The organism is Rhizobium mongolense USDA 1844 (assembly GCF_000419765.1).
GTDB classification, from domain to species: domain Bacteria; phylum Pseudomonadota; class Alphaproteobacteria; order Rhizobiales; family Rhizobiaceae; genus Rhizobium; species Rhizobium mongolense.
Genome location: NZ_ATTQ01000013.1, coordinates 114,334 through 141,304, shown reverse-complemented (window position 1 = coordinate 141,304; position 26,971 = coordinate 114,334). Strand labels below are relative to the sequence as shown.

General features: G+C 58.2%; 19 protein-coding genes and 2 pseudogenes. 11 read left to right on the top strand and 10 right to left on the bottom strand.

From position 1 onward, the window contains the following. Positions 1-94 precede the first annotated feature (94 nt). Together A3C3_RS39160 and A3C3_RS47255 are read left to right on the top strand one after the other, a co-directional pair. Positions 95-2,128, top strand: coding sequence for an AI-2E family transporter (locus tag A3C3_RS39160; protein ID WP_051154517.1), 2,034 nt, complete (start codon positions 95-97; stop codon positions 2,126-2,128). 120 nt (positions 2,129-2,248) lie between these two features. Beyond that, a pseudogene (locus tag A3C3_RS47255) lies at positions 2,249-2,449 on the top strand (ATP-dependent DNA ligase); the annotation flags it as partial. 44 nt (positions 2,450-2,493) lie between these two features. Here A3C3_RS47255 and A3C3_RS0124165 read toward each other — a convergent pair. Then, on the bottom strand, positions 2,494-2,685 hold the full coding sequence (locus tag A3C3_RS0124165; RefSeq protein WP_022717154.1) for a CsbD family protein: 192 nt from the start codon (positions 2,683-2,685) through the stop codon (positions 2,494-2,496). A 576-nt stretch (positions 2,686-3,261) separates the two neighbouring features. Between A3C3_RS0124165 and A3C3_RS39155 the strand changes: the two genes are divergently transcribed. Next, positions 3,262-3,627 (top strand): response regulator, encoded by a 366-nt coding sequence (locus tag A3C3_RS39155; protein ID WP_145611770.1) that lies wholly within the window; start codon positions 3,262-3,264, stop codon positions 3,625-3,627. 105 nt (positions 3,628-3,732) lie between these two features. Here A3C3_RS39155 and A3C3_RS39150 read toward each other — a convergent pair whose 3' ends face one another. Beyond that, a complete protein-coding gene (locus A3C3_RS39150; RefSeq protein WP_022717151.1) occupies positions 3,733-4,245 on the bottom strand; it encodes a sigma-70 family RNA polymerase sigma factor in 513 nt (170 codons plus the stop codon). A gap of 196 nt (positions 4,246-4,441) precedes the next feature. Beyond that, complete coding sequence (locus A3C3_RS0124145) at positions 4,442-5,308, bottom strand: SDR family oxidoreductase (protein ID WP_022717150.1); 867 nt, start codon at positions 5,306-5,308, stop codon at positions 4,442-4,444. Between the two features lie 592 nt (positions 5,309-5,900). Between A3C3_RS0124145 and A3C3_RS0124135 the strand changes: the two genes are divergently transcribed. Next, positions 5,901-6,611, top strand: a complete 711-nt coding sequence (locus A3C3_RS0124135; RefSeq protein ID WP_022717149.1) for a Crp/Fnr family transcriptional regulator — start codon at positions 5,901-5,903, stop codon at positions 6,609-6,611. A gap of 370 nt (positions 6,612-6,981) precedes the next feature. Here A3C3_RS0124135 and A3C3_RS0124125 read toward each other — a convergent pair whose 3' ends face one another. From A3C3_RS0124125 to A3C3_RS46205, 3 genes are all read right to left on the bottom strand, one after another. Beyond that, on the bottom strand, positions 6,982-7,473 hold the full coding sequence (locus tag A3C3_RS0124125) for a YciE/YciF ferroxidase family protein (RefSeq protein ID WP_022717147.1): 492 nt from the start codon (positions 7,471-7,473) through the stop codon (positions 6,982-6,984). A gap of 25 nt (positions 7,474-7,498) precedes the next feature. After that, on the bottom strand, positions 7,499-8,422 hold the full coding sequence (locus A3C3_RS39145; protein WP_033419804.1) for a hypothetical protein: 924 nt from the start codon (positions 8,420-8,422) through the stop codon (positions 7,499-7,501). 275 nt (positions 8,423-8,697) lie between these two features. Further along, positions 8,698-8,985: a hypothetical protein gene (locus A3C3_RS46205; RefSeq protein ID WP_022717145.1), complete on the bottom strand. Its 288-nt coding sequence runs from the start codon at positions 8,983-8,985 to the stop codon at positions 8,698-8,700. A gap of 854 nt (positions 8,986-9,839) precedes the next feature. Here A3C3_RS46205 and A3C3_RS39135 point away from each other — a divergent pair. From A3C3_RS39135 to A3C3_RS0124070, 7 genes and pseudogenes are all read left to right on the top strand, one after another. Beyond that, complete coding sequence (locus tag A3C3_RS39135) at positions 9,840-11,006, top strand: glycosyltransferase (protein WP_028739952.1); 1,167 nt, start codon at positions 9,840-9,842, stop codon at positions 11,004-11,006. A 59-nt stretch (positions 11,007-11,065) separates the two neighbouring features. Next, the gene (glf, locus tag A3C3_RS0124095; RefSeq protein WP_022717141.1) at positions 11,066-13,411 is read left to right on the top strand and encodes a UDP-galactopyranose mutase; all 2,346 of its coding nucleotides are present in this window, start codon (positions 11,066-11,068) and stop codon (positions 13,409-13,411) included. 65 nt (positions 13,412-13,476) lie between these two features. Further along, the gene (locus tag A3C3_RS0124090; protein WP_376774944.1) at positions 13,477-16,647 is read left to right on the top strand and encodes a glycosyltransferase; all 3,171 of its coding nucleotides are present in this window, start codon (positions 13,477-13,479) and stop codon (positions 16,645-16,647) included. Further along, a complete protein-coding gene (locus tag A3C3_RS0124085; protein ID WP_022717139.1) occupies positions 16,644-18,911 on the top strand; it encodes a glycosyltransferase family 4 protein in 2,268 nt (755 codons plus the stop codon). Before A3C3_RS0124090 ends, A3C3_RS0124085 begins: the two co-directional genes overlap by 4 nt. 307 nt (positions 18,912-19,218) lie before the next feature. Beyond that, positions 19,219-20,097: a DUF72 domain-containing protein gene (locus A3C3_RS0124080; RefSeq protein ID WP_183906883.1), complete on the top strand. Its 879-nt coding sequence runs from the start codon at positions 19,219-19,221 to the stop codon at positions 20,095-20,097. Positions 20,098-20,223: 126 nt separating this feature from the next. Then, positions 20,224-20,508: pseudogene (locus tag A3C3_RS39130) on the top strand (hypothetical protein); the annotation flags it as partial. A gap of 66 nt (positions 20,509-20,574) precedes the next feature. After that, positions 20,575-21,018: a YybH family protein gene (locus A3C3_RS0124070; protein WP_022717136.1), complete on the top strand. Its 444-nt coding sequence runs from the start codon at positions 20,575-20,577 to the stop codon at positions 21,016-21,018. Positions 21,019-21,094: 76 nt separating this feature from the next. Here A3C3_RS0124070 and A3C3_RS0124065 read toward each other — a convergent pair whose 3' ends face one another. The 4 genes from A3C3_RS0124065 to A3C3_RS0124050 all read right to left on the bottom strand — a co-directional run bounded on the left by A3C3_RS0124065 (position 21,095) and on the right by A3C3_RS0124050 (position 26,932). After that, on the bottom strand, positions 21,095-21,688 hold the full coding sequence (locus A3C3_RS0124065; protein ID WP_145611772.1) for a hypothetical protein: 594 nt from the start codon (positions 21,686-21,688) through the stop codon (positions 21,095-21,097). Positions 21,689-22,103: 415 nt separating this feature from the next. Beyond that, complete coding sequence (locus A3C3_RS0124060; RefSeq protein ID WP_033419800.1) at positions 22,104-23,903, bottom strand: adenylate cyclase; 1,800 nt, start codon at positions 23,901-23,903, stop codon at positions 22,104-22,106. Positions 23,904-24,048: 145 nt separating this feature from the next. Further along, on the bottom strand, positions 24,049-24,696 hold the full coding sequence (locus A3C3_RS0124055; protein WP_022717133.1) for a MarC family protein: 648 nt from the start codon (positions 24,694-24,696) through the stop codon (positions 24,049-24,051). Positions 24,697-24,760: 64 nt separating this feature from the next. Continuing rightward, positions 24,761-26,932: a mechanosensitive ion channel family protein gene (locus tag A3C3_RS0124050; protein ID WP_022717132.1), complete on the bottom strand. Its 2,172-nt coding sequence runs from the start codon at positions 26,930-26,932 to the stop codon at positions 24,761-24,763. Positions 26,933-26,971 lie beyond the last annotated feature (39 nt).

Genomic DNA, 26,971 nt, shown 5'->3' with positions numbered 1-26,971 from the left:
CCGCGAGACACCATCATCTTGGAGAGTGGCACCCTGCGGCTCGGCCCAGTGCAGCAGCGCAATCATTGCTAAGTCCCATCTGCGCCCTACCTCCATGAGTCTTGGACCAATTGGCATATCGACGCCTTCAAGTCACGACCATAGCAAGGAGGCGGAATTGAAAAACGGCCTCGGGGGTTCTCGCCGTATATACTCAATTCCGCCCCCATCACCCTCACGCATGCCTGCCTTTGCGAGTGTGCTCGCAGTCATTGCCATTCTCTACTTTGCAAAGGAAGTCCTCCTTCCTCTGGCAATCGCTGTTCTGCTGACGTTCGCACTGGCACCAATTTCCTCACGTCTTCGTAAGCTGGGGTTTCCTCGCATTCTGGCGGTAATAACTACCGTCATGCTCGCCTTCCTTGTTCTCATCCTGTTCGGCCTTGTAGTGGCCGGACAGGTTACTGAAGTCGCACAAAACCTCCCTGCCTATCAGACCAACATTGTGGGAAAGATCCGGGCGCTTCAGGAGAGCGGAAGCGATAAGGGTATCGTTCAGCGTCTGACTTCAGTCGTCGAAAGTGTCGGACGGGAACTCAACAGTGTGGAGCAGAGACCGACTGCTCCCGTGGGCGAGCCATCATCTAGGAAGCCTCTGCTCGTAGAGATATTCGCGCCAAGCCGCCCCATTGCAACGCTGACAAGTTTGATCGGCCCCTTGGTCGGTCCGATCGCGTCATTGGGACTTATCATAGTCGTCGTCATATTCATGCTCCTGGAGCGGGAGGAGCTTCGCGACCGCTTTATCCGACTCGTCGGCTACGGAGACCTTCATCGCACCACCGAAGCCCTGCAGGAGGCGGGAAGCCGCGTTGCGCAGTATCTCCTCATGCAGTTGGTCGTGAACTGCGCTTACGGCATCCCCTTGGCGCTGGGGCTTTGGGCGGTGGGAATTCCCAATGCAGTGCTCTGGGGGATGCTCGCCATCGTTCTGCGGTTCGTCCCATATATCGGGCCGGTAATAGCTGCCGTACTGCCGCTCTTCCTGGCATTCGCAGTCGATCCGGGCTGGAGCCTTGTTCTTTGGGTCGCCGCGATCTTTCTTGCGCTGGAGCTGACGAGCAACAACATCGTCGAACCATGGCTGTATGGTTCCCGAACAGGCCTCTCTCCCCTTGCCATCATCGTTGCAGCTATTTTCTGGGCATGGTTATGGGGACCGGTCGGCCTTATCCTGTCGACGCCGCTGACCGTGTGCCTGGCAGTTCTAGGGCGTTATGTCCCGCAGTTTGAATTCTTGGAAGTCCTGTTTGGCAGCGAACCGGTGCTTGATCCCAAGGAACGCCTTTATCAAAGACTTTTAGCTGGGGATCCCGACGAGGCCACCGATCTCGCTGAGGAGATCCTCGAGGAAGATTATCTGGAGGAATACTATGGCAAGGTTGCTATTCCAGCCCTTCTGCTCGCCGAGCAGGACCGCCGTAGAGGCGTCCTGACAGCGGAGCAGATGGAACAAGTGTTCGGCACCGCCATCACGCTGGTCTCGAATCTGGAAGAGATCGCTCGGGAGGAGGAGGAAGAGCAGGAGGACGAAACCGCCGACGAGACACCCTTGACGGCCACGAAGGACGAGGGAGAAGGCGACGAGGAACTGCCGGACGGGACCGGGAAAACGGTCTTCTGCATTGGTGGCAGGGGGCCTCTTGATGATGCTTCAGCGGTGATGCTTGCCCAGGTTCTCCAAGTGCAAGGAGCGGAAGTGGTGGCAGCAAGGCACTCCGACATCGCCAGCCGCCGCAGCCGCGATCTCGTGCCGAATGGAGCAAATGCCATCGTCGTCTGCTTCCTGAACTTTGACTCTGTCAGGCATGCCGGCATACTTGTACGCCGCTTCAAGCGCATGTATCCCACCACGCGCGTAGGCGCAGTGCTGTGGTCTGAGAACGATGAGGACAGGCAACTGCACCAGCTTCCGGAGGCTGATTTCATTGCTTCCACCTTGACCACCGCCGCGCGTGAGATGCTCTCTGATGCGCCGCCGTCTCTGGTAAGCCCTCGGAGGCTCCGTATCAGGCGACCCAAAACCGGGATTGGCACTGCTTTACAGGCGCCCTCTGGTCCTGCCGATCGGCCGCAAGGGCCTGAATAGCCAATCGTTCAGCTACGTGCAGAGGATTGAGGTTAGCGGGTCCCCAGACATGGCTGATCAACGCGGCGAGACCACCGCTGCTATGGGCGGTTCCTGATCCGGCACGCTTCGGGCCCCGCTCCGGGGTTCACCGGAAAAGCACCTGGCGGTCCTAGCCGATGGAATACCGAGTGAAGCGGGAAATGGGAGCCCTTGAGACCGGCTCGTCGTCGAGGTTCGGCTCGACCATGTGCCGACCGATGCGCTGGCGCCCCGACAAGAAACCGTCGCAGTACCTACGAACAGTTCGAGGGAGCGGCCATGGGTAATCCCACCCCTTGACAGCGGACGCCGGTCACCTCTCACGAAGGCGAGTCAGAGTTCGGTCAGGTGCGATCAACGACGCCCTTGACTGCCTCCTTAGTTTTGCCCTTGGCGACCTGGACCTTGCCCTTGCCTTCCTGCGCCGCGCCCTTAGCCTGCATTTCCTTGTTGCCCACAGCTTTGCCAGTAAACTGGCGTGCCTTGCCCGCCAGTTCGTTGGCCTTGCCCGATGCCTTGTCAGATGTGCTTCCCACGTGACTTCTCCTGAACAGCGCCAAACATGATTGTTTGCGTGCAGCTAACTGCGGGGCAGTCGTTTCGTTCCCTCCATGGTGTCATCTTGGTTTAGGCGATCATCGCAAGAAGCGGCTCGACTACCGGAGCGTCGCGATACCACCGAGGGAGGTCGATGCTTAGAGATCCCTGCTGAAGTTGTCGTCCGAGCGGACATGGAAGTAGAATCGCAGTCCTGCCGTAGCCTGCACCATCTTGATCGGACGACGTTATGGTCAACGCCTGAGATGGAGCGCAAAGAGTGGCGCCTCGGCGTGTCGTCCGACCAAAAGATAATTCCCAAGAGATTCGTATCACCGTAATCCTGAGGCGGGAGAGGCGAGCGATTATGACTGGCGGATTGAATGACGTTTTTCCAGGATTTGATCGAAGCGACGCACAGAACGCAACATTTAACGATCTCGCTCTATGCGGCGTTGCGGAGTGATAACGCACCCCACACCTCGCCTTTGAGTAAATGCTTGCAATCCTGGTCGTATCCGATCAGGTAAAGGGGCACCGGGGTCCCCTTCGGAACTTCCCCGGGTGTGTTCTGTTTGAACATCGCACTCAGGGGGCAGACCACCATGCTGCGCTTTCTCGTGATTTCCAGTCGTACGACCCCTTCGACCGTTTCGAACGCTTGGAGATCACTGAACATTGTTCTGGCGGGCCCTGTTGCGGCCAATGCTCTTTCATCTTTTGACCTTGACAGCCATGATGGCGCGATCATCGATCTTGACTACGAGGGTGACGAGATGATTGCGTGCGTGGAAATCCTCGAGGACCGCCAGATCCCTTTCGTTTTCGCCGCCTTCGTTTCGAGTTCATTAAAACCCCCAGGATGCTTCGTTCTGAGTGAAGCGAAAGAAGACATCTTGGCGATTCATCGTCGCGTCTGGGAAATCTGTCGGGCACACTAGGATTCGCTTGAACTCTTCGATAAAGGTCGCAGGCCGCTTTGAGTTCCTTGGAGCGTGCTCGACCTAGAGTGCACCTGAAATTGCCCGCTTTGGCAGGCTTTCTTTTTACCTGGTAGCAGCTTCTGTGAAAGAGGCCTCGTCCAAGGCCACCATCAGCGCCATCCGTGCGCGGCCGACCCGGCTCTTGATGGTACCGATTTCGCACCCGCAATCCTTTGCGGCATCAGCGTACGAGTGCCCGGACACGACAAGCATCAGCGCCCGTCGCATGTGTTCGGGAAGACGGTCGATCGCCTCGGAAACATCCTTCAGCCGCAACGGCCAATCCTGATCCGATGGCACGGAGTTTTCGAGGGAGCCTTCGGAAATGTCGGAGGCCAGACGGTAACGCTTCGACCGCTTGTACTGACTACAATACTGGTTCCGGAGGATGGTGAACATCCAGCTTTTGAGGCTGGTTCCGGGCGTGAAATGATCCAGATTCCTGAGGGCCCTCAAGACCGTTTCCTGTGCCAGATCCTCGGCGTCGGCATCCGATCTGGTAAATCGATGAGCGAAGGCCTGCATTACAGGACGTAAGGCAACGATTTCATCTTGAAGGGAAGGGCATTGCGGCATGGTGGTTCCTCCGAGCACCAACTGTAATGGATACGCGCACTAATGGTTCCCGCTGTTCGCCAACTGTCCGATATCGAACCAAAGATGGTTTCAATCGAGTTTGATGACAAACAAAACGACTTCTAGGATGTTGTCGTCGACGACTACACGCGGGATGCCTTGTTACTCGTTCGTCGCGGAGCTGCAACGACGACGGTCAGATCATGATCTCTCCACCGGTGACTGGAATGACCGCGCCCGTCATATAGCTGCCGAGATCCGACGCGAGGAGGACATAAGCCCCTGCCACTTCGGCAGGCTGCCCAGCGCGTCCGATCAACGTGTTCTCTCCGAACTTGGCCGTCTTCTCGGCCGGCATCGTCGATGGGATGAGAGGCGTCCAAATCGGGCCGGGCGCGACCGCGTTCACGCGGATCCCTTTCTCCGCCAACATCTCGGCGAGGCCCGCGGTGAAGTTCGAGATTGCTCCCTTTGTCGATGCGTAGGCTAGAAGCTGGGGAGATGGCTGTCGGGACTGGATGGATGTCGTATTGATGATCGTGCTGCCGGGCTTCATGTGGGGAACGGCCGCTTTTACAAGGAAGAACGGGGCGTAAATATTTGTCCGGAAGGTCTCGTCCCATTCCGCGGCGCCGATGTCGCTGATATCCGCATAGGTACGCTGGAATGCGGCGTTGTTCACCAGGATGTCGATGCCGCCAAGTTCGTCGACGGCGCGCTCGACCAGAGTGTTGCAGTGCTTCTCCGACTTGATATCGCCTGAGACGACGACAGCCTTGCGTCCTGCTTCTTCCACCCACGTGGCGGTGTCCCTGGCGTCCTCGTCTTCGTTCAGGTAGGAGATGAGGATGTCGGCGCCCTCTCGTGCGAACGCGATCGCCACGGCCTTGCCGATCCCGGAATCGGCACCCGTGATTAGTGCGACCTTTCGTTCCAGCTTGCCGTTGCCCCTGTAGGAATGCTCCCCATGATCCGGGATCGGCTGCATCGATGCGGTCTTCCCCGGCGGCTCCTGATGCTGAGCGGGATAGGGCGGCGTCGGTCGTCGAGTGTCGTCGGACATGTCGTTCTCTCCAAGCTGGGTTTGTGGACGACTAAATACGCCAGACGGGCAACGGTTCCGCGACTCGTTCACGCAAAGCCGCGTTAGCGCGTCGCGCCGAAGACGAAGGCGAGGGCGGCGACGACAGCCACCGCGGCGAAAGGCTGCTGCCGGTTCTTGTCTTCGACTTCGCGAACGAAGCTCCGAGGCTTAGCGTTCGCGATCCGTGCCGTTCCCGATGCGTTCCGACGCCGTTTCTGCCGCGAACCTCCTCGTGATCCCGGTCGAATCCATAACCGGAGGGTCCGCTTTCGCCCGTCGAGCGAAGGGCTTCCTCCACGAGTGGGAAGTTCTCCTCACTCTTGATGGCTGCCGCTTGACGCGTTCGGCTCTGCCGAAGGTGTCTTCCAGCCCCTTGGCCAGCTCTCTCTCGAGCGCGCGTTTGCGCTGCGAAGCCCGCTCGATTTTCAAGACTGACTGCTGGGGATTGTTCTGGATTGGGCATTTGACGTCCTTCGGTTGCACAGTCACGTGCGGATAGTACGATGGCGGTCCCAACTGTAATTGCGCAGTCGATCGGAATGCTCTGCGCTTGCTGTACTGGAGAACCGCGATGCTTCAATCCGCTATCCGCAATCACCTGTTGTCAGGTCTGTCCGCCGACGCCTGGAATGCGATCCGCCCAAGGCTTGAACCCATCGATCTTCCTCGAAACTTCCATATCGCCGGTTTCGACGCCCCCATCGTGCACCATTACTTTCCCGAAGACGGAGTGGCGTCGATGGTCGCCGTGTCTGCGGCCGGCGAACGCACGGAAATCGGGCTTGTCGGAAGGGACGGTGTCACCCCGCTCGTAGCGATACTCGATGCGGAGCGGCATCCCTTCGAATTCATGATGCAGGTGTCCGGAAAAGGTCATCGGATAAAGCGCGAGGCCCTTCAGGAACTCGTGGCGGAAAATGTCGAAGTCAGACAAATCCTGGAACGTTTCGCTCTTAGTCTGTTCACCCAGACCGCCTATACCGCGCTGTCGAACGCCGTCCAACGCATCGACGCTCGCCTGGCGAGGTGGATTCTCATGATCGACGACCGGGTCGACGGCCACCGGATCGACGTGACGCACGAGTTCCTCGCCGTGATGCTGGCCGTCAGACGGCCGGGGGTGACGAACGCTCTTCATGTCCTTGAGGGGGAGAATCTCATCTACTCCGACCGGGGCGTCATCAGAATTCGCGATAGGGGTGCGCTGGAGGCTTTCGCCGGTGCCGCCTACGGGACGCCTGAACGGGTGCTGAGGAGGATGACGATCGAAGGTGGATCCTGAACGCGACGTTCTTCTCCGTAAGAAGGCACCGTGGCGCGGAACAATGCGAAGATCACGGGTCCGACCGTTATTCGGACAGGAGGAGGCTGCTCATAGCGCGCTAATTTTTCAACGTAAGAGCGCCCGCGGAAAAAACGTTGATGATTGCGGTTAATTGGTCGCCGGCTTTGGCGCCGGCTTCGGCTCTGACAGCATCAAACACCCGTTGCACCAACGCTTAGTCCCGGTTGAGAAGCGCAAGTCCTTCGGATGGATATGTATCTTGCCGCATGCGATGATTTCGATTTCGCCCCAGGTGCGGGTCGGCGCGCCATGGTGATCAACCGACCTCGTTGGCGCACCTCCCGTTTCCGTCACCACGTGCCGGCAATCAGGCGGCCTGCGCGTTGACGGTCGCTTTGGCGATCTCGGTAAGCCGTTCGTCTGTCGTTTCTTCTTCGTCAAGAGTCTCCGCGAGGAGGTCAGCTACGTCATTTAAACCGAGCGTCTCGGCCCACGTGACCATCGTGCCGTAGCGGCAGATCTCATAGTGTTCCACCGCCTGCGCAGCGGCGAGCAGGCCCGGATCGAGGGCGACCGTCCCCTTGAACGCCTCCATGACTTCCTTGCCATCCTCGATGATGCCGAGGATGGCATTGCAGGTCTTCGGCTGCGCTGGCTTGCCGATCAGTTCGAAGGCCTGTTCGAGGCGCGTTACGTGATCTTCGCTCTGACCGAGATGTGTTTCGAATGCCTCCTTGAGATCAGGCGATTGCGCGGCTTCAGCCATCTCGGGCAGGGCCGTCAGTATCCGCTTTTCCGCGAAGTACATGTCCATGAGGCTCTCGTGAAGGAGATCGCTAAGATTTTTAGGTTCTGCCATGTTCGTGTTCCTCGTGTTGAGATGATTATAGGTTTCGGCCGCGTGTATATTCTTCAAGGATAGGGCCACGCTTCGTGCCAGCTACGCCCCCGAACCAAGCTGCAGTCACGCCGAGAACGAGTGCGACGAAGCCGAGCAGGGCGCCGCTGGACACGACCTTCGTCGTGGTTTCTGCCGCCTCCAAAGCCTGCTGCTTTGCCTGATCGACGGATGCCCTGTAGTTTGCCTCGTATTCATCGACCTTCGCCCGCGCCTGGTCGACAGGGATATTCTGAGCTTTCGCCAGAGCGTCGGCGGCCCGCGCCTTGGCGTCCTCGACCTTGCTCGGGTCGCCCGTTGCCACGGCTTTCATCGCCGTGACTGCCGCCGCTCGAAGGGCTTGCGGGTCGGAGCCACCGCTGGCCTCGCGAATTTGCCGTTCAATATCGGCCATCGGATCGGTTGCTGCGGCAATCGAAGGCGCTCCGGTGGTCGCCGCAGTTGCTGCAGTCTTGCCGACACCCCCGACCACGCTCGAAAGGCCGCTGAAGGCGCCGCCGACGAGTGCGCCAACCGAGGTGGTCAGGAGGTAGAGAATGACTAGCGTCGTTACGGCCCAGGCGGTAATGCCGTGGAAACCGCCTGTGGACTTGCTGGGACGGCCGGACAACCGGCTTGCAGCATATGCGCCGATAAACGAGGCGACGATGCCGGAAACGACGAACCAGAGGCCGCCCATGATGGAGAAACTGGTTGCTGTAGGATTGTCCGACGTGGCAGGGTCGAGAACTGCAGCGCCAATCCCGACACCGAGAAGATTAAGCAGGAAATGGGCCGCGAGTGCTAGAACGACGCCGGCGAACACCGCACCCCACGATATCTTGTTGATGGTGGCCGTAATGCGCGGGTCTACCGGGTTAACCGCATACGGAGTATCGCCCGGCAGGCGGGAGATGGATGGTTGGGACATGGTAGAAGCCTCCAGAGCTTTTTCACCGTTCTTTGAATGCGCTCCCAACTCCCGCTTCATCCGAATGTTCCAAGAAGTATTTTCGCTTCGGCTAGCGGTCCCCTGAGCGACACCCATGATGCCGAGCAGGACGCAAAAAACGTTCGGCGCACCGATCCTTGGTAACGGTTGCCGCTCTCGTTCATAGGTAAAATCGGTCTCTGAGATGCGCAGTTGAAAGAACGGCACAAATACTCTGCAGAGTTGACCGCGGGGTTTCTTCGATGAGCCAGATTTTACTGGCAATTGCCGGCGGCATCTTTGACTTGGCCCTGAATGCAGTCGGAAGAGTCTTGCTTGCCGGTCGCATCCTTGTCTTTATCGGAAGCCCCCGTGCCGGAGGTGGAAGTGCCGGATCCGCTACCGGACATGGTGCCAGATCCGCTACCGGAACCTGAAGCGCCGCCGGACTGGCCCGAACCACTGGTTCCTCCAGTTCCACCCGTGCCGCCGCTGGCCTGAGCCATGGCCGAAGTTGCCAGACCGATCGAAAGTGCCGAGACCGCGATGAGTTTGAGAAGCATTGGATTCTCCTATTTTGCTTCGTTTCACCTATCCCGAACCTCGTTTATCTTTTGATGTTCCAGATCTAGTGTAAGAAATGTGGTCGACGTTGGGCTGAGCTGCTATGTCGTCGGCCTCCTTACGGGACAAGCCGCTGAGTTTGCGTCCATGGTACGTACGGTAGCAGACCGACAAGCGACTCCGTTTGCCGTGTGAGGCTTTAAAGCGTACTGTTATTCATCGGTCCACGTATGCAACCGGGTGTCGACCGCTTGAGAGACGATCTGCTCTTACCCCAAAGAGGAGGAGAGCCGTCATGTCTCTTTTCGAACTACTTTCCTTTACCGATGATGAGATTGATCTCATAACCTCCGCCCTCTGCCGTTGGTCAGAGAGAAATCACATTAACGTCCACAGCGAGTACGGTCAGGCCGCGCTGAGGCACGCCATCGCGCTTGTTAGCGCAGGCATCCAGTCGCCGGATTCTGTGATCGCAAGGCTCGACGAGGTTTGCGCGCCACCCGCTGCTCACCGTTCGTCCGTTAGGGGGAGCTAAGAGCGAACAATGACAGCCGGTTCGCGCGGAAAATCGGAACTTACCGACACCGCCGGGTGTTAGCTGCTCTCAGCTCACGAGGTGCGGCTATGGGCGGCGGAACCTGGACCACCATTATTGAATTGCAATTGCGGTCGGATGGCGTTGCCGCCGCGCTGATATCGTCGGTCGTCCCGTACATGTTGAAAACCGATCCTGACGGTACGCCTCCGAACGTATTCGACGGGTAAAGAGCGATCACCGGATCAGCCACGGAATTGATCTTGTGAAGTAACCGCAAGGAATGGTCTGCGTCATGGGTGGACGGAGTGGCCTGAATTGAACAGGGAATATTCAACCAAAAAGCGTCTTGTCGTTATCAGCGACTATCAGGCCGGCTGGTACGAGCCTTCCTCGCCGCTTTCTATCGAGGAATTGCGAGGCCAGTGGGCCAGCGGAGCGCGGGGAAGTCCTTCTGCTGCCAAACAGCCAATCCAGGATGTAATGGTGTGGGGCGGCTACATCGAACGCCTGCCCCTTGCTTGCTTGAAGATGGGCATAGTCGACATCGTCGAAATTTGGACGCATTGGCGGGGCGCCCACCCGCCCCCTCAGGATCTGACGAATCCGGTTCTTGTTCGCCGCTCATTCGCAATGAACGGCCCAGAGGCGCCATTCGCGTCGAATGATATGCTGGCCCACATCATTACGTTTGGCGCTCCCGATATCCTCTGCGTGTGGGGGCTTGGCGTTTCCGAAGATATACTTGTCGCATGCAAGAGCAGCTATAAGATCTACAATTCTATCGATGCTCCCACGTGGCGAGTTCCACGATCAATCAGCCAACATTTCGACCTCGTGCTTACCGGCGCCTTGTGGCAGTCGCAGGAGGTGAAGCGGCGACATCCGGAAATGAAGACGGCGGTCCTTCCGATTGGACCGGAATTTGCCTCTGACAGCACATTTTATCCGCTCGATGGCCCTCGACTATATGACGTTATCTATGTAGCCGCCGCTCAAGCCTACAAGCGACACGATATCCTTTTCGATGCGCTCGCTAAGCTTCCGAGTAGTATCCGTGCACTTTGCGTCTGCGGCTATGGGGAACTCGGGGATATTCTGCGTGCACAAGTGCAAGCCTTGGGAATTGCCGTCGACTTTGTTGGCCCGCCCGGCGTGCGATATGCCGACGTCAACCGTCTAATGAGCCAGGCAAAGATCGGTGTGGTCTGCGGCATCAATGACGGTGCGCCGGCGATCTTAACCGAATACATGCTCGCTGGCCTCCCTGTTCTCGCGAATAGCGCACTCGTGTGCGGCCTTCAGTATATTACTTCGCACACCGGAGCGACTGCAGCAGCGGATGACTTTGACCATGGCATTTTGAGCATGCTTGACAACCTCTCAAACTATTCCCCGCGCCAGGCTGTACTCGACAATTGGACGTGGCCACATTCGGTCCGCAAGCTTTGCGAAATCATGGATTGGCATGCGGGGCAGAAATGACTGGGAACAAACCGCCAGAGTGGAGGTTAGAAGGCCTCTAATAAAACGGCGGAACCGCAATGAATCTCTCCAGCTCATTCACCCAAGGGTTCCATAAAGCCCTGGAACGCAAGGCGCCGATCATATGTTTTTCCCATTTGCGTTGGGATTTTGTGCTGCAGCGTCCGCAGCATTTGATGGAACGTTTCGCCCGCGATAGACAGGTTTTCTATTTCGAGGAGTTCATCCCCACAGATCATCATTTAGCCTATCTGGAGATCCATCCATTTGAGGGGACGGCGGTGAAAGCCATACGTCCTCGAATCCCTCACTGGTTAGGCGAGGACGAAAGGGAGCGCGAACTAAGAAAACTGTTGGATGAACTGCTGTCGATCTATGGCGTAGCCCGACCGATACTATGGTTCTATACGCCGCTCATGTATGCGTTCGCTTGCCACATCGATGCGGCGGCGGTCATTTACGATTGCATGGACGAGTTGGCAAACTTCAAGTTTGCGCCGCCAACTCTCAAGGATGCCGAGGCTGCACTCCTTGCACACGCCGATGTGGCCTTCACGGGCGGCCACAGCCTGTATGAGGCTAAGCGGCATCTGCATGACAATATTCATTTTTTCCCGTCTAGCGTTGATGCAGACCATTTTCACGCTGCTCGTGGAAACCTCGAGGAGCCGGCCGATCAAAGGTCTATCAGCAGTCCAAAGCTCGGCTATTATGGTGTCATCGACGAGCGCCTTGACCTCGGACTAATAAGCGCTGTGGCCAACGCTAGGCCGGACCTCTCTTTTGTATTTATCGGGCCAATCGTCAAGATTTCGCCCGACGAGCTCCCCAAAGCGGCGAACATCCATTACCTCGGCCGAAAAGCATATGGCGAACTGCCAGCGTATGTGTCGGGCTGGAACGTCGCACTGATGCCCTTTGCTCTGAACGACGCAACACGTTTAATAAGCCCTACCAAGACTCCGGAGTATCTTGCTGCCGGTCGACCAATCGTATCGACGCCTGTCGCTGACGTAGTGCGTCAATACGGGGGCGTTGCCGGTGTTGCTCTTGCGCGAGATGCCGAGGGGTTTGCCACAGCGTGCGACGACGCGCTTGCTCTCAAAGAATTCGACAGCGCCTGGCTGAGATCAGTTGATATCCTGCTCGCCGCTTCGTCTTGGGACGACACGTTTGATGCGATGAGCGTGCTGGTTGAGGAAGCCATCATCCGTCGGTCCGCATCCCCGCATTCTCCCACACAGTTCCCGTGTTCACAGTCAACCGTCAGGTCAAGGTCATCATACGACTACCTGATCGTCGGTGCGGGCTTTGCAGGCTCGGTGATGGCAGAAAGATTGGCGTCCGATGGGAAGCATGTGCTTTTGTGTGATAAGCGTCTGCATATCGGCGGCAACGCGTACGATTTTCACAACGAAGACGGTATCCTCGTTCATCGATATGGGCCGCATATTTTTCATACCAACAATCTGGAAATTTTTGACTACCTGTCACAATTTACGGCTTGGAGGCCGTACCAACACCGTGTGCTCGCCGATATTGGCGATCGTCGATTGCCTGTTCCCATCAACCGAACGACCCTCAATGGGCTCTATGGTCTCAATCTGAAGGACGACGCAGAGGCCGCCTTATTTTTGGCCGCTCGTGCGGAACCTTGCGATCCGATCGAAACGGCGAAGGATGCGGTGGTCTCCCAGGTCGGTGACGATCTCTACCGCACGTTCTTCCAAGGATACACCCGCAAGCAATGGGGTCTCGATCCGACCCAGCTTGACAGATCGGTGACGTCGCGTGTCCCGGCAAGGGTTAGCGACGACGATCGATATTTCCTCGACACCTACCAGGCCATGCCGTTGCATGGTTACACTGAGATGTTCGAGAAAATGTTGGACCACGAGTGCATCACTGTATTGCTCGGCACGGAATTCGCGGACATCCGAAAGGACAATCTGGCGGCGCATACGATTTTCACGGGCCCGATCGATGAATATTTTGATTTTCGCTTCGGACGTCTTCCATATCGTAGCCTTGAGTTCCGGCACGAAACGCATGATGCCAGACGCCTGCTACCAGTCGGCGTGATCAACTATCCTTCGGAGACGGTGCCGTATACGAGGATTACCGAATACAAGCATCTGACTGGTCAGATCCATCCGAAGACTACCATTTCCTATGAGTTCGCCGGTAGAGAAGGGGAGCCCTACTATCCCATCCCTCGACCGGAAAATCAGGCACTCTACAAGCAATATGAAGCTGTTGCGCGACGTTCTAGCGACGTAACATTTGTCGGTCGGCTTGCGACATACAAGTACTATAATATGGATCAGGTGGTGGGCCAGGCTCTGGCAACATACCGGAAGATGTCAAGGGCGCACGCGAGCACCATTGCTGCGAGCGTGAAATGACAAGTCAATTGCACCACATCGTTATCGCCACCGACAGCCGCGAGCCGTCCGGGATGGGCGAGCACATGCTTACGCTCGGGCAGGCGCTTGGAACACACTACAAAGTCACGCTAGCGGCTCCGCCGAATTGCGCGTTGCTGAACCGCGCCGTCTGCCGCGGCTTGGCGATCAAGAACGCCGATGATCCCGCGGCATTTGAGGAATGGCTGTGTTCATCAGGTGCGTCGCTGCTTCACATCCATGCCGGCATCGGGTGGGAGGGACACGAGATCGCCCGTGTAGGATGCGTTTGCGGAATTCCCGTCATACGAACGGAGCATTTGCCATATTTGCTGACAGATGCCGAGCAGATCGCGCAATATCATAGATCGATTTTGACAGTTGCCCATCATATCGTAGTTTCCGAGGCATCTCGCAAGAGTTTTGAAAGAAATGGTGTGGATCCGGCCCGGCTGACGGTTGTCCGCAACGGGATATATGCGTTGGAGCGGGGGGAAAGCGACGCAGACGGCATAGGCGAACGCGCGCTTCAATCCCGACCAACCCTGCTTACGGTGGCGCGCTTTTCAAAACAGAAGGATCACGCTGCCCTCGTAAGGGCAATGCCAACCGTTGTTGCAGCCCATCCCACCGCCTTGCTTCTTCTGGTGGGGGAGGGCGAGGAAATGAATGCTATCCAAGATCTGGTCGACGGACTGGCACTTCGCGATCATGTCCAGTTTCTAGGACACCGAAACGACATTGCCAACATCATGATGAATGCCGACCTCTTTGTCCTGCCCTCGCGCTTTGAGGGCCTGCCGTTGGCGGTGCTCGAAGCAATGTCTGTAGGACTGGCGGTCGTCGCAACCCGAATTGGGGGGACCATCGAAGCCCTTGGCGAAGATCACCCATTCTTGGCGGAGTCAGGAAATCCCTCCTCCTTAGCTGATGTTTTGATCGACGCGCTCTCTGACCCCATTCGCGCCAGGTCAATAGGTCAGTCTGGCATGGATCGATTTCACAGCGCCTTTTCAGCGGATCGGATGGCCAGCGAAACGGTTGCCGTCTACCAACGGGTTCTCCCCGCCAAAACAGAAGTCGAAAGAGGACATCCTTTCATGGAGAAGACACGGATTGGCTTCATCGGCGTCGGAGGAATCGCGCGCCGCCATCTCGACATTCTTACCGGATTTGACGATGTCGCGCTCGTCGCTTTTGCGGATCCTGATTTAGGTCGCGCAAGCGAAGCTGCATCCCGTTTTGGTGCGAAGGCGTTCACCAGCCACCAGGCCATGCTGGACGACGAAGCGCTCGATGCAGTCTATATTTGCATACCTCCCTTTGCGCACGGCGACGCGGAAAGGGAACTGATCCAACGCGGCGTCCCGTTCTTTGTCGAAAAGCCTATCACTCTCGATTTGGCCCTTGCTGAAGAACTTGCAGCCATGATTGCGGGAGCGAAATTAGTCACGGCCGTGGGCTATCACTGGCGGTATCTCGATACTGTAGAGGAGGCCCGCCGGTTATTGGTGGAAAACCCGGCGCAACTCCTCTCCGGCTACTGGTTGGACCAGACGCCTCCACCGCAATGGTGGTGGAAGATTGATCGATCAGGTGGGCAGATGATCGAGCAGACCACTCATATCATTGACTTGGCGCGTTACCTCATCGGCGAAGTAACGGACGTATACGGTCGTGTTGGCTTTAAAGATCGTTCAGAATTTCCTGGCCTCGATGTGCCCGCAGTTGCGACTGCGACAATGACCTTCGAGTCCGGTGTCATTGCCAACATTTCGTCGACCTGCCTTCTCGGCTGGAACCATAGGGTCGGGCTCAATATCTTCGCCGATCGTCTTGCGATCGAATTGACAGATCATGACATCATGGTCGATGTCGGAGCAGGACGTCCGGTGCGTCAAGCCGAAGGCGATCCCGTCTGGCGCGAGGATCGCGACTTTGTCGACGCCGTGCGCGGGCAAGAAAACCACATTCGCTGTGCCTACTCGGACGCGCTCGCAACGCATCGCATCGCGCTGGCTGTCGCAGCCTCAGCCCGACAAGACGAACCCGTAAAACTCGATCCTCCTGTCTTCGAGCGCAGGCCAATGGCTCCCCTTCAGCATCAATCCCGTAAAGAGGAGCCGCAGAGCCCGCCCCCCGGCCATCGGCGAATTCGTTCGCTGGGCATAGAACGTGCTGGGAAAGCATTCTTTGTGGAGTACGAAGAGGGCCCGCCCGCCGACGGCCATATTCGGTTGGAGACGCTGTATAGCGGATTTTCAGCAGGTACCGAACTCACGTTCATGAAAAATACCAACCCCTACTTCCGTTCGAGGTTCGATGGGGAGAGGGGCGTATTTGTGGAAGGCGAGGCTGACCTTCACTATCCCGTTCCCTTTTTGGGCTACATGGAGGTGGCGCGCGTCTCGGAGACACGGGCTGCCGGCTTCGCAACTGGCGATGTTGTCTCGACGACTTTCGCGCATAAGAGCGGTCACACTGCAGACCCCTGCCATGACTTGCTGGTGCCGCTTCCCATCGATATCGACCCCGTGCTTGGAGTGTTCGTCGCTCAGATGGGACCGATCGCGGCTAATGGAATTTTGCATGCCGATTCAGAGGCGTTCGGAAGCAGCGTGCCCTACCTGGGCGCTGGCGTTGAGGGACGCAACGTCGTTGTCCTGGGTGCGGGAACGGTGGGTCTGATGACTGCGCTGTTTGCGCAGAAGTGCGGAGCTTCCAACGTCATTGTCGCCGACCCGTCGCAATTCCGTCAGAACAGGGCGCACGATCTTGGCCTCGCCGCGATGGAGGAGGAACTAGTGTGGCAGTACGTGAAAGCGCGTTGGCACAACGGCGGCAGAGACCGCGGTGCCGATGTAGTGTTCCAGACCCGTGCGCAGGCGACCAGCTTGCATACTGCGCTCAAAGCGTTGCGCCCGCAGGGAACAGTCATCGATCTCGCCTTTTACCAAGGTGGAGCCCAGGCATTGCGGCTTGGCGAAGAGTTTCACCACAATGGGCTCAACATCAGGTGCGCACAAATCAATCGTGTGCCGCGCGGATTGGGGGCGTCGTGGGACCGATGTCGGCTTGCCCAAGAGACAGTTGGCCTTATGCGGAGCCACGGCTCTGCTATTCGGGATCACATGATCACGCACGTCGTTCCATTTGATGATGCGCCGCAATTCTTGGCCGATCTCATTACAAACCGGCCGGAATTCCTGCAGATTGTTTTTAAGGTTCAGGAATGAGCTCGCGCAAACAACCAGTCCGAATCCTTTTCGTATTTGCATGGTTAGTCGTTGGCGGTGAAGAGACGGAAGTGCGGCTCCTTGCCCGAAATCTCGATCGAAACCGCTATCGCATTGACGTCGTGGCATGTTTCCACAAACCGAGCATGCCCGATCAGACACACGAGCAGCTAACGGCGTTGGGCGTGGATGTCGATACGACCCCTTATACATTGTCGTTCAAGGATACGATAAGCTATCTGGCAACGAAGATCCCAGGCTATGACGTCGTGGTGTCCTGTCAGAATGTCGCCGATATTTACCCGGCGCTTGAACGTATCCACCTCCGCCCGCCGCTGATTGAACATGGCGGGCTGGTGTCGGAGGCGCTTGCGGGGCCGAAGCACTTCACAAGTCGCTACGTCGGCGTCTGTCGATCAATCCGCGATGCCGCAGCCTCCGTGATGCCCGGTCGTGAATTAAGTGCTCTTGAAATCCCGTCGATGGTCGATTTCTCGGAATTTGACGCCACCCGGCGTGTCGAAACCCGTTCGTCACTCGGATTGGCCAAGGATTCGGTCCTTGTCGGCTGGGTCGGACGGCTTGATCCAAAGAAGAACGTCGAAGACTTCATAGAGGCTGCGGCGATTGTGCACAAGGACGTTGCGACTGCGCGTTTTGTGATTGTAGGGGGGGCCGACGCGTTCCACCCGGAATATGCGATACAGTTGCATTCGCTTGCTAATCAGCGGGGATTGGGTGGCGTGCTTTCCTTTCTCGGAGATCGAAAGGATGTTCCCAACCTTCTGTCAGCCTTCGATATTTTTACCTGGCTCTCGCGCGACGAGGGTATGCCGCACGTTCTGGCGGAGGCGGGTGCAGCAGGTCTGCCCGTAATCGCGACGCCTGATAACGGGGCGCTCCAGCAGGTCGAGGAGGGGATTTCGGGTCTCTTCGTGCCCTACAACGATCCCGCCGCTGTCGCTCAGGCCATGATGAAGCTGATCATGTCAGCCGAACTGCGTGCCCGGCTGGGCAAGGCCTTGATGTCAAAAGTTGAAAACGACTACAGCGCCGCTACGATCGTGCCGCGATGGGAAGGTCTTTTTCTGGATGTTCTCGAAGATCGAGTGCGAGCCGGGCCATCTGGTTTGTTCAAATCCTTCATTCAGGGTGGTTTCGAGTGTTCAACGCATCGCCTCCGTCCAGGCGAGGGCGAAACTGCTGGGACGCGTCTCGATGTCCTCGCCTCTACTGGCCACGACTCGCATGCGCGACAGGACTACGATCAACTGAAAGCGCACCGGATCGAAACCGTGCGCGACGGCCTCCGCTGGCATCTTATAGAGCCGTCATCTGGCCGGTATGATTGGTCTAGCTTTCTTCCGATGCTCGAAGCAGCGAAGGAGGTGGGCGTCCAGGTCATCTGGGACCTTTTGCACTATGGCTGGCCAGACGATATCGATATTTGGGGGCAGGATTTTGCACCTCGGCTTGCAAATTTTGCGGGTGCTGTCGCAGCAGTGGTGCGGGAAAATACGAGCGAGGTTCCGTTCTATTGCCCCGTAAACGAGATCTCGTTTTTGTCGTGGGGTGGAGGTGACGTCGGCTATCTGAATCCCTTTGCAAACGGACGCGGCTTTGAATTGAAAGTCCAGCTCGCGCGCGCTTCTATCGCCGCCATGGATGCCATCCTTCTGGTCGATCCACGGGCACGTTTTGTGCACTGCGATCCCGTTATCAACGTTATCCTAGAACCGTCGCGACCCTGGGAGAGGCAACGTGCCGAAGGACATCGCCAGTCGCAGTTCCAGGGGTGGGATCTACTAAGTGGAAGGCTATGGCCTCAAATCGGTGGTGCAGATCGCTATCTCGATATCGTTGGGGTGAACTACTATCACAACAATCAGTGGATCCACGGTGGTTCACCGATCGACGAAACTCATGCGCTTTACAAACCTTTTAGGTCTATTCTGATCGAAACCTATGCCAGATATGGCAAGCCGATATTCGTTGCCGAAACAGGTATCGAAGCTGAAAGGCGGCCCGGTTGGATCATGTATGTTTATAGCGAGGTCGTTGCTGCGATGGATGCCGGGGTCCCGATCGAAGGTATATGCTTGTACCCCATCGTAAACCATTCCGGATGGGACGATAATCGACCCTGTCAAAACGGTCTTCTGTCAGCGGAGATTTCTGACGCAGCTCGTTCCGTATATCAACCTTTAGCAGAAGCGTTGGAACGTATACGGCAAGACGTTATCGGAAGGAGCGGGCGTTTTTAAAGTTAAGTTGCGTTCGAGGCGCTCGCGTGACAACCTATCAGATAATCGAGGACGGCGCCATCGTCGTTCACATCGAGTTCAGCTTAGTAGCCACGATTGCACCTAAGGCCCAGAGGCGCGGAGAAGAGGACCGGCCCCACCGGTCGTAGGCAGAAGGACGTTCGCTGGACGTCGCTTTAGTCGCCAAGCCAGGGGTGTGCTGGCCGCCAGGCCTCTGATTTCGCTACGGGATCGGCCGATTCCGCCGTACGACAGGATCCAGGTGCTGACGGACCCCAAGTCGACCAAGGGGATGAGCTTGGCGGAAATGATATTGGACGATATCGAGAGACGACGGGCGCGCCGCGCGGAGCGCCGAGAAAAACAGCGGCGAGCGAATATCGATCGCGCCGAGAAAATGCATCAAGTCCGGATCGCGAATGAGCACAAAGCGGCAGGAGGACTCGCCGGCGGGCCATCGAATGCTGTCCATATTGGTTGCTCGGGTTGGTATTATTGGCATTGGAAAGGCCAGTTCTATCCAGCAGACGTTCCTTCCAGCGAGTGGTTTTCGCTGTATGAACAACAATTCAAGTCCGTTGAGTTGAACGCTCCCTTTTACTCCTGGCCTACCATTGGGACGGTCAAAACCTGGCTGCGTCAGGCGAAGAGCGACTTTATTTATACGATCAAGGTCTGCGAGCTCATCACCCATATCAAGCGGTTTGACAACACGGGCACCCTCATTAAAGATTTCTGTTACATCGGCGATCTTCTCGGCGACCAAATGGGATGCTTTCTCTTTCAGCTCCCGCCAAGCGTCCACTTCAGCCCGGAAACTTTACAATTGATATTAAGCCAACTCGACAAGCGCCGACGCAACGTGGTTGAATTCCGGCACAAGAGTTGGTGGAACGACGAAACTTTCAGAGCGTTTCAATCCGCCGGAGCTATATTTTGCTCTTGCAGTGGTCCCCACCTTCCAGATGAACTGGTAAGGACTGCCGACGATATCTACATTCGTTTCCACGGGACGACGCGTTGGTATCGTCACGACTACACTGAAGCAGAGCTTAGGGTATGGACCGACCGCGTAAGCCAAAGCGGCGCGACAAGAGTTTGGGCATACTTCAACAACGACCGTGATGGCAATGCGATCAGGAACGCAAAGCTCTTTACGAGGCTGCTGCACCCCTCGGGTAGCTAGCTTCCAAATCGACACCCACCCCCACGCAGCTTTGACGCTCGTTTGGCATTCTGGCTAACTCACTCAACGTGACCAATCGGCGGTCCGCGAAGGCACTACCGCCTCGCGGACGTCGATGTGCCACACCGCGTGGTCCTCGGATCGTCGATGATGGCGATCAATGGGAACATCCAGCGAGAAGGCGACGTAGTCCACCTCGTTGCCCAGCAGGTCTTCGATCTGTCGGACCTGTCAGGGCTTGCCGACCGCGACACGGAGTTCAAGCTGCCGACGGGCACGGGAGACGAGTTTGCGCATGGCGGCGGCCCGGACCCAAGCGACAAGCCGAAGCCTGCGATTCAGCCGCGGGACATCTTCATCCCGGATCTCCATATCGACACCTTGAAGGTGAAGGCGCGAAATTTTCACTAGCTTCGTGTGTCGGTGTCGGATTGTCGTTCCCCCGTTCGTCCTCTGAACAGCACAGGAGAACGGCCAATGAGCAACGAAACCAAAGTCAATATCGATGAAGAGGCGATTATCGCCATGCTAACGCTGCGCGCTTCCGCGCTTGGCGAAAAAGATGCCAAGGGCGCACTTTCCCACGAAACCGAGGATTCTGTCGAGTTTTCGCTAGCACCGCCGCTCGTCTATCACGGCAAGGACGAGGCAGGCCTGCGGGCGTGGTTCAATACCTGGGAAGGTCCGATAGGTGGCGATGTTTGCGATGCCAAGCTAACGGTCGGCGGAGACGTTGCTTTCTGGAGTGGTCTGACGCGCATGACGGGAACTAAAACTGACGGCACCGAGGTCGATCTTTGGTTTCGTCAAACCCTTGGGCTGGTGAAGCGCGATGGCCGCTGGATGGTGTCCCACCAACATGCATCCGTGCCATTCGCCATGGATGGAAGCGGTCGCGCTCTGCTCGATCTCAAACCTTAAACGGCTGGCCTCAGGGTATCGATGTCCCCAGGCCGTCAACGGTGGAGTTTTACTTTGTTCGATGAGGTCCAGGCTCTTATGCCAATCTCAGCGCCTCTTCGCGACGTCTCTTTTCGCTCTCATTGAGAGGTGCACCGATCATCGCGATGGCTTCAAGCTCGGCTGCCAAGTCTCGGGCCGGCGCTTGAGGTTGGGTGGAATTGGCGGGCGGCGCGCGCGGCCCGCCTCTGGGAACAGGCTGCTGCCCAGCGCCGTTCGCGCCATTGAGAATCTGGATGCCAAGCCGGAGCAGGTCATCCCCGCTCAGCTGCGCCTGTACGGGCATCACACTGCCGAAAACAATCAAAAGGACGACGTGAATAATGACGAGCCCACGCATGCACGTTTGTAGCAGAACGGGGCGGTATACCGGCAATCGACCAAAAAGGAGTAAGACCCAATGGATCGGTGAGCAGAATCGAAGGCCTACATTCAGTCCGTCGTCGATCAGGTCGAGGTCGGGGATAGGCAGGTGAGAATTATCGCAAGCAAGGCCACGATCCATCACGCCGTCACAGGCAGCAAAAAATTTTTGGCCAGGTGTTCGCAGTTTGTCTGCATCGCCACATAAGCGCGGATTCTGATCCATTGTTTTCAAACGTAAATCCGGCTTCCAAACCACGATAATCATCGATCGGGACCACTATGATCGCGGATTCCTTATAGTCTGGTAACCGTAAACGCGGATTCAGAAAAACGGTCAGATTTCCGATAAAAAAGAACGGGCGCATTCCTCGCGAAGGCGCCTGTTCTCATCGACGATTAGCTGGATCGAGGTATCTTATAGCGGAAGTAAACCTCGAACTGCCAAAGTTCCTTCGCGAGACGTCCAGTTCGTCGACGCTCGATGCCGACGCTTGCGGTTGTGCCATCGCGGTTTTCTCCCACGTGAACGACGGCCGCGCCCTCTCGACCGCCTTTCGATTGGATGATGTTCCGATGAGTGGTGTAGCTCGCGGCTGATGGCCGTGCTTTGGAGGGGACGGATGACGCGGGCGCGCGCGCAGAATCGGGTATGTTGCAGTATGCCGGAGGTACCGTCCGCCTCAGCGAGGCTGCAGATCCGAGGTTATGCCAACGCCTGCACCCGTGTCCGCGACATCTTGCGGGATCGGCATGCTTGCCTTGCGCAATCCTGCGATAAGACGGGCGGTGTCGGCCGGCTGGAGATTACGCATCTCGAGTTCCGCCACGATGTTCGGCAGGAAGTCCGGTCGCATCCGCACGAACGCCTCGCCCTCGCGCCGGGCGTCGTCCATCATGCCGACCTCGGCGTAGATGACCGCGGCGACCGCATGATAAAGCGGAAACTTCTGCAGGTCGGCCCGCTCGATCTCGCTGACCGCGGTTGGGTAGTCGCGAAGCATGTAGGCGGCGAGAGCGCGCGTGCCGTGATAGTAGCCGCCCCCGCCCGGATTGAGAGCGATCGCCCGGTCGAGCAGGGCGGCTCCCCGTTCCCACTGTCCGCCCATCGCCAGTCGCGTGCCGAACTCGCCCATGAGCTCGGTGTCGTTCGGGTTCGTGGCGAGCGCCTGTTCGCCGATCCGCATTGCCTCCGCCAGCTCTCTGTTGAAGAAAAGCGCCATCATCAGCGCTTGAAGAGCCCGCGTGTTGGTCGCATCGAGCTGTGTCGCGCGCCTGGCCGCTCTAAGCGCGCGCTGCATCGGTGCCTCCGACCCGCGCTCGGAGTTGAACCTGAAGCGGTCCTCGTCAAGGTAGATGATCGACAGCATCGCCCACGAGGTCGCATAGGTCGGGTAGCGCGCGACGGCGGTTTCGAGGCAGTGCCGGACGTCCGCATGTGCCTCGGTGCTCAGTTCCGACCGGTACGCATAGAAGCGTAAGGTGCATTCGTAGGTGCCTGGATCGTCAGGCGACGGATTGGCCGCATCGAGCTGCGCCATCACTCCGTAGGGCTGCGCGATCGTCGTAGCGACCCTGCGTGCGACGTCCGTCTGGATGGCGAAGAGGTCGCCCGATCCAAGATCGTTGTCGTAATCCTGCGACCAGACGATCTCGTTGTCCGACGTGTCGAGAAGGCGCGCCGTGACCCGGAGGCGGTCGTTCGACGCCCGGACGCCGCCGGCCAGAAGATATCGTGCGCCGAGTTCGTCCCGGACCCTTGAGGCATCGACGTCCGAGGGAAGCGACTTCGACGTCTCACGGCCGAAGACCTTGATCTCCTTGAAACGAGGAAGTGCCGTCAGCAGCTCTTCGGTGAGTCCGATGGTGTAGAGCTGTGCCTCGGATCCGTCGCCGAGATTGGCGAATGGCGCGACGACAAGCGTCGGGCGATCCGGAAATGTTTCGCCAGAGGGCCGTGGCGGGGCATACGAGGCAAGGCCGACGGCAGCCAAGTAACCGGAGGCGGCCAGTGCCGCGCCAACGTATGCAAGTACGGCGCGCCTGGCCCGCCACCACGGCTCGCTCGAACGAGGAGGCGAAGTGGGATCGGGCACGGTCTCGATGTGCTCCGCAGGCGCGGTATTCCACGAAAACGACGGCACGTATCCGCCCTTGGGCACATCGATCCTGACGGGATCGTTCCTGCCGCCGACCAGATAGTAGCGCTCGAGCGATCTGCGCAGACGCCCCGCTTCGATGCGGACGACGGGGTCCTCCTGAGTGAACGTCTCATTGCGCCCGAACACCTCGATGGCGATCGAATAGCCCTTGATACGGCTGCCTCGTCCGGCGAGGGCTTCCTCGACGACATATCGCAGGAACGCCGCGGCCCGTCCAACGCCGGGAAACTCCGGACTCGAAACAATGCGCTCGAGCTGCGTTCGGATTTCGTCGACGGATGGCAAGTCGTTCGTCCTTGCTGCTGTCACGGTCCCCTCCATCGACGCCGTCAGCATCGCCGCTCCCAATCCCCCAGAGCTGGCATGTGAAGCCTGTGCGGGAAAAAGAACATACACCCGGAACGTGTCCTCGTCCACGATGCTCCGGCGCGATTGCGACCGATGAAATGGCTGCCGAGCGCCGCCATCAGTGCCCGGCGTTCGCCGTGATGATCCCTAGGTTGCCAAGCCCGCTTACGATCAACTGTATTGCCACCGCGGTCAGCAGGATGCCGAAGACGACCTCCGAGACGACCATGCTGGCTGGTTTCATCCGCTTGGCGAGCTTGTCGATGTTCGTGAACACCAGATAGTCGAACGCACCGACGACCAGGATCAGTCCGGCGACGAGCGCCGCGCTGACGATCGAGACGACTTCACCCGAGGCGAGGATGATGACGGTGATGCCGACCGGATTGAGCAGGTAGGGAACCGCGAGCGGAAACACGGCGAGCTTGTCGGGATCGGCCGGCACCGCAATTTCGTCATGCGGCGCTTCCGTCGGCCCGGACGCCATCTTGATCGCGATAAGCGCCAGGATGATCCCACCGGCCACGGCCACGGCGCCACCCGTGATGTGGAGAAGGCGCATCAGAAGAGCGCCGGTGGCGAACAGAATGAGAGCCGTGACCAATGCGGTCAGAACCATCTGGCGACCGATGCGCGCCTTGGTTTCTGCGTCGAACGCGTGGGTCTTTTCGAGGAAGGGAACCAGCGCGATCTTCGGCCCCATGCCGATCAGGAGCAGGAGCAGAAGCTTTCCGACAAGCGTAGCGTCGATAACTGTGAAATCCATTGAAGTCTCCTCTCAATACTCGAAGGATCGAATTCTGTTCAAGGCGCCTGCTGTGGCCGCTCGCTCAGGCCGTTCCAGCGGCGTTTGCAGCGTTGTGTTTCGCAAGCGCCTGCTGCGCCGCCGCGCCAATGTCGTCGTCCTTTCCGCCCGAGACCTGCACGGTCGGCACGGCGATCTTGATCCCGTTCTCGTTGAATGACTGATGGATCATCCGCAGAGCGCGGCGCTTCAGCGTGAACTGCTCTCCGGGAAGCGTCATGACCTTCATTCGCAGAAGAAGGCCGGAGTCCCCGAGGCTGTCGATACCCTGCATCTTCAGTGGCTCGATCGTGGTCGCCTTGAACTCGGGGTCTTCGAACAGCTCCAGCCCGATCTTCTTGATGATCTTGCGGGCCTTCTCAATGTCGGCGTCGTAGGTCACGGTAATCGTCATCTTCTCGATTACCCAGTCGCGGCTCATGTTCTGGATGGCCCCGAGTTCGCTGAAGGGGACGATGTAGACTGCACCGCGATGATGTCTGAGCTTGACGGACCGTAAGCTGAAGGACTCGACGGTGCCCTTGTAGCTGCCGCTCTGTATATATTCTCCGACCCGGAAGGCGTCGTCGAGCAGGTAGAACATGCCGCTGATGATGTCCTTCACCACCGTCTGCGCGCCGAAGCCGATCGCGACGCCAATGACGCCGGCTCCGGCGATCAGTGGTCCGATCTCTACCCCGAGCGACGACAACGCCATCATGATGGCAATCGCGACGAACAGGATCATCAGGAAGTTGCGCAGGATGGGCAGCAAGGTCCTCATGCGCGTGCGGCGACGTTCCTGCTCGCTGCCGACTTCGAGGACTGTTTGCGTGTCTCCGAGCTTGCGATCGATGAGCACCTTCACGACGTTCCAGGCGAGGTCGACGACCAGGAGGATAATGCCGGCGCTCAATATTCCACGCACGAGGCGCAATGCAGGAGAATCCTGCATCGTCATTCGCGTAAGCTCGATCTCCAGAACGTCCGCGAGGAGAACGATCGCGCCGACGATCAAGCCCGCCCGGATGCCGCGCTCGATGATCACCGAGACGACCGTGCTTTTCTTGTCGCCATCCTCTTCAACGGCAGAGGACCGCAGGAGGTTGTTGACGGCGGCCTTAGTGAGCGCGATCGCACCAGGCAGGCCAGCGCAGACCAGGGCAATCCAGAATAGCTTCATCGCCCCGACCACCCACAGGAGCCAGACTCCGATGAAGTAGGCGGTCCAAAGCCAGTTCCTCGCGCGCAGACCGAGTCGACTGGGCGGTGCCATTTGGGAGAGCCCGGAAGGGCGTCGCCAGACAGCTTCGATGCCGATAACGAGTAGCACCAGGCCAAGCGAATAGGCAACGAGTTGCCGCGCAGGAACAGAGAAGCCGAGCGTTCCAAGCAGCCGTATCGTCACCCAGCCAAAGGCATACCACCCCACGAGATAGCCCAGACGTTTTGCCCAGTGAACGGCGGCCTCGTCCGTGACTGGCACGACCCGATATCGCTCCGGTGAGAGGTCTGTCGCGACGCGAGGAGCCAGAAGCACGTCGAAGAGGACGCTCGCGAGGCGGAAGACCACGACGGCAAACAGATAACCGACGACGATTTCCCGGACGAGCGGGGGCCACTCGAAAAGAAGGAAGAAGCCGATACTGCCGAGGCCGAACGAGAGAACGTAGCACACGGCCCACAGCAATCTTGCGCTTACCGCGACTACTCTCTCCGAAACGGTGGCAAAGGGTGCGCGCGCCATCCATTGACGCCATCCGGCGCTGACCCACCAGAAAAGCCATTGTGCGGCCAGCCCCACGGCAACGAAGGCCGCTACCAGAAAGATGGGCCGCGTGCCGCCGCTCGCCTGAACCTCGCGTTCGAGAACGGTCGCCCCGCGCATGCTCTCAGAAGGAAAGGTTTGCACGGCACCGAGAAGACTGGCAGCATGAGCGCGAAAACGTGTTGAGAACTCGGAGAATGAAACGCCGGTCCCCGCGCTCTCCGCGGCAGGCTCGGCTGCGGCCTTGGCCGCTGCAGCCTGCTGCTGCAGGAAGGTCTGAACGTCCGGATCGGAGAACATTCCAATGAACCGCTGAACGCTTTCGGGCCGTGGCTGTGCGGTCGCCTCGGTCTGTGCCGCGGCGGGGGAAACACCTGTCACAAGAGCAACCGTGAGCGCCGCCGCAGAGAGAAGCGTTCGAAGCGAGGCGAATTTCAAAAGTACGTCCATTGTAGACCTCGATCTGAATGAAGAAGATGCACGCGCCGC

What these genes read in the sequence shown, in the direction of transcription:
- A3C3_RS39160 (WP_051154517.1), top strand. Translation starts at nt 95, where the DNA reads ATGAGTCTTGGACCAATTGGCATATCGACGCCTTCAAGTCACGACCAT.
- A3C3_RS39150 (WP_022717151.1), bottom strand. Translation starts at nt 4,245, where the DNA reads ATGCCGCAATGCCCTTCCCTTCAAGATGAAATCGTTGCCTTACGTCCT.
- A3C3_RS0124145 (WP_022717150.1), bottom strand. Translation starts at nt 5,308, where the DNA reads ATGTCCGACGACACTCGACGACCGACGCCGCCCTATCCCGCTCAGCAT.
- A3C3_RS0124135 (WP_022717149.1), top strand. Translation starts at nt 5,901, where the DNA reads ATGCTTCAATCCGCTATCCGCAATCACCTGTTGTCAGGTCTGTCCGCC.
- A3C3_RS0124125 (WP_022717147.1), bottom strand. Translation starts at nt 7,473, where the DNA reads ATGGCAGAACCTAAAAATCTTAGCGATCTCCTTCACGAGAGCCTCATG.
- A3C3_RS39145 (WP_033419804.1), bottom strand. Translation starts at nt 8,422, where the DNA reads ATGTCCCAACCATCCATCTCCCGCCTGCCGGGCGATACTCCGTATGCG.
- A3C3_RS46205 (WP_022717145.1), bottom strand. Translation starts at nt 8,985, where the DNA reads ATGCTTCTCAAACTCATCGCGGTCTCGGCACTTTCGATCGGTCTGGCA.
- glf (WP_022717141.1), top strand. Translation starts at nt 11,066, where the DNA reads ATGAATCTCTCCAGCTCATTCACCCAAGGGTTCCATAAAGCCCTGGAA.
- A3C3_RS0124090 (WP_376774944.1), top strand. Translation starts at nt 13,477, where the DNA reads ATGCTTACGCTCGGGCAGGCGCTTGGAACACACTACAAAGTCACGCTA.
- A3C3_RS0124085 (WP_022717139.1), top strand. Translation starts at nt 16,644, where the DNA reads ATGAGCTCGCGCAAACAACCAGTCCGAATCCTTTTCGTATTTGCATGG.
- A3C3_RS0124080 (WP_183906883.1), top strand. Translation starts at nt 19,219, where the DNA reads ATGATATTGGACGATATCGAGAGACGACGGGCGCGCCGCGCGGAGCGC.
- A3C3_RS0124070 (WP_022717136.1), top strand. Translation starts at nt 20,575, where the DNA reads ATGAGCAACGAAACCAAAGTCAATATCGATGAAGAGGCGATTATCGCC.
- A3C3_RS0124065 (WP_145611772.1), bottom strand. Translation starts at nt 21,688, where the DNA reads ATGATTATCGTGGTTTGGAAGCCGGATTTACGTTTGAAAACAATGGAT.
- A3C3_RS0124060 (WP_033419800.1), bottom strand. Translation starts at nt 23,903, where the DNA reads ATGGAGGGGACCGTGACAGCAGCAAGGACGAACGACTTGCCATCCGTC.
- A3C3_RS0124055 (WP_022717133.1), bottom strand. Translation starts at nt 24,696, where the DNA reads ATGGATTTCACAGTTATCGACGCTACGCTTGTCGGAAAGCTTCTGCTC.
- A3C3_RS0124050 (WP_022717132.1), bottom strand. Translation starts at nt 26,932, where the DNA reads ATGGACGTACTTTTGAAATTCGCCTCGCTTCGAACGCTTCTCTCTGCG.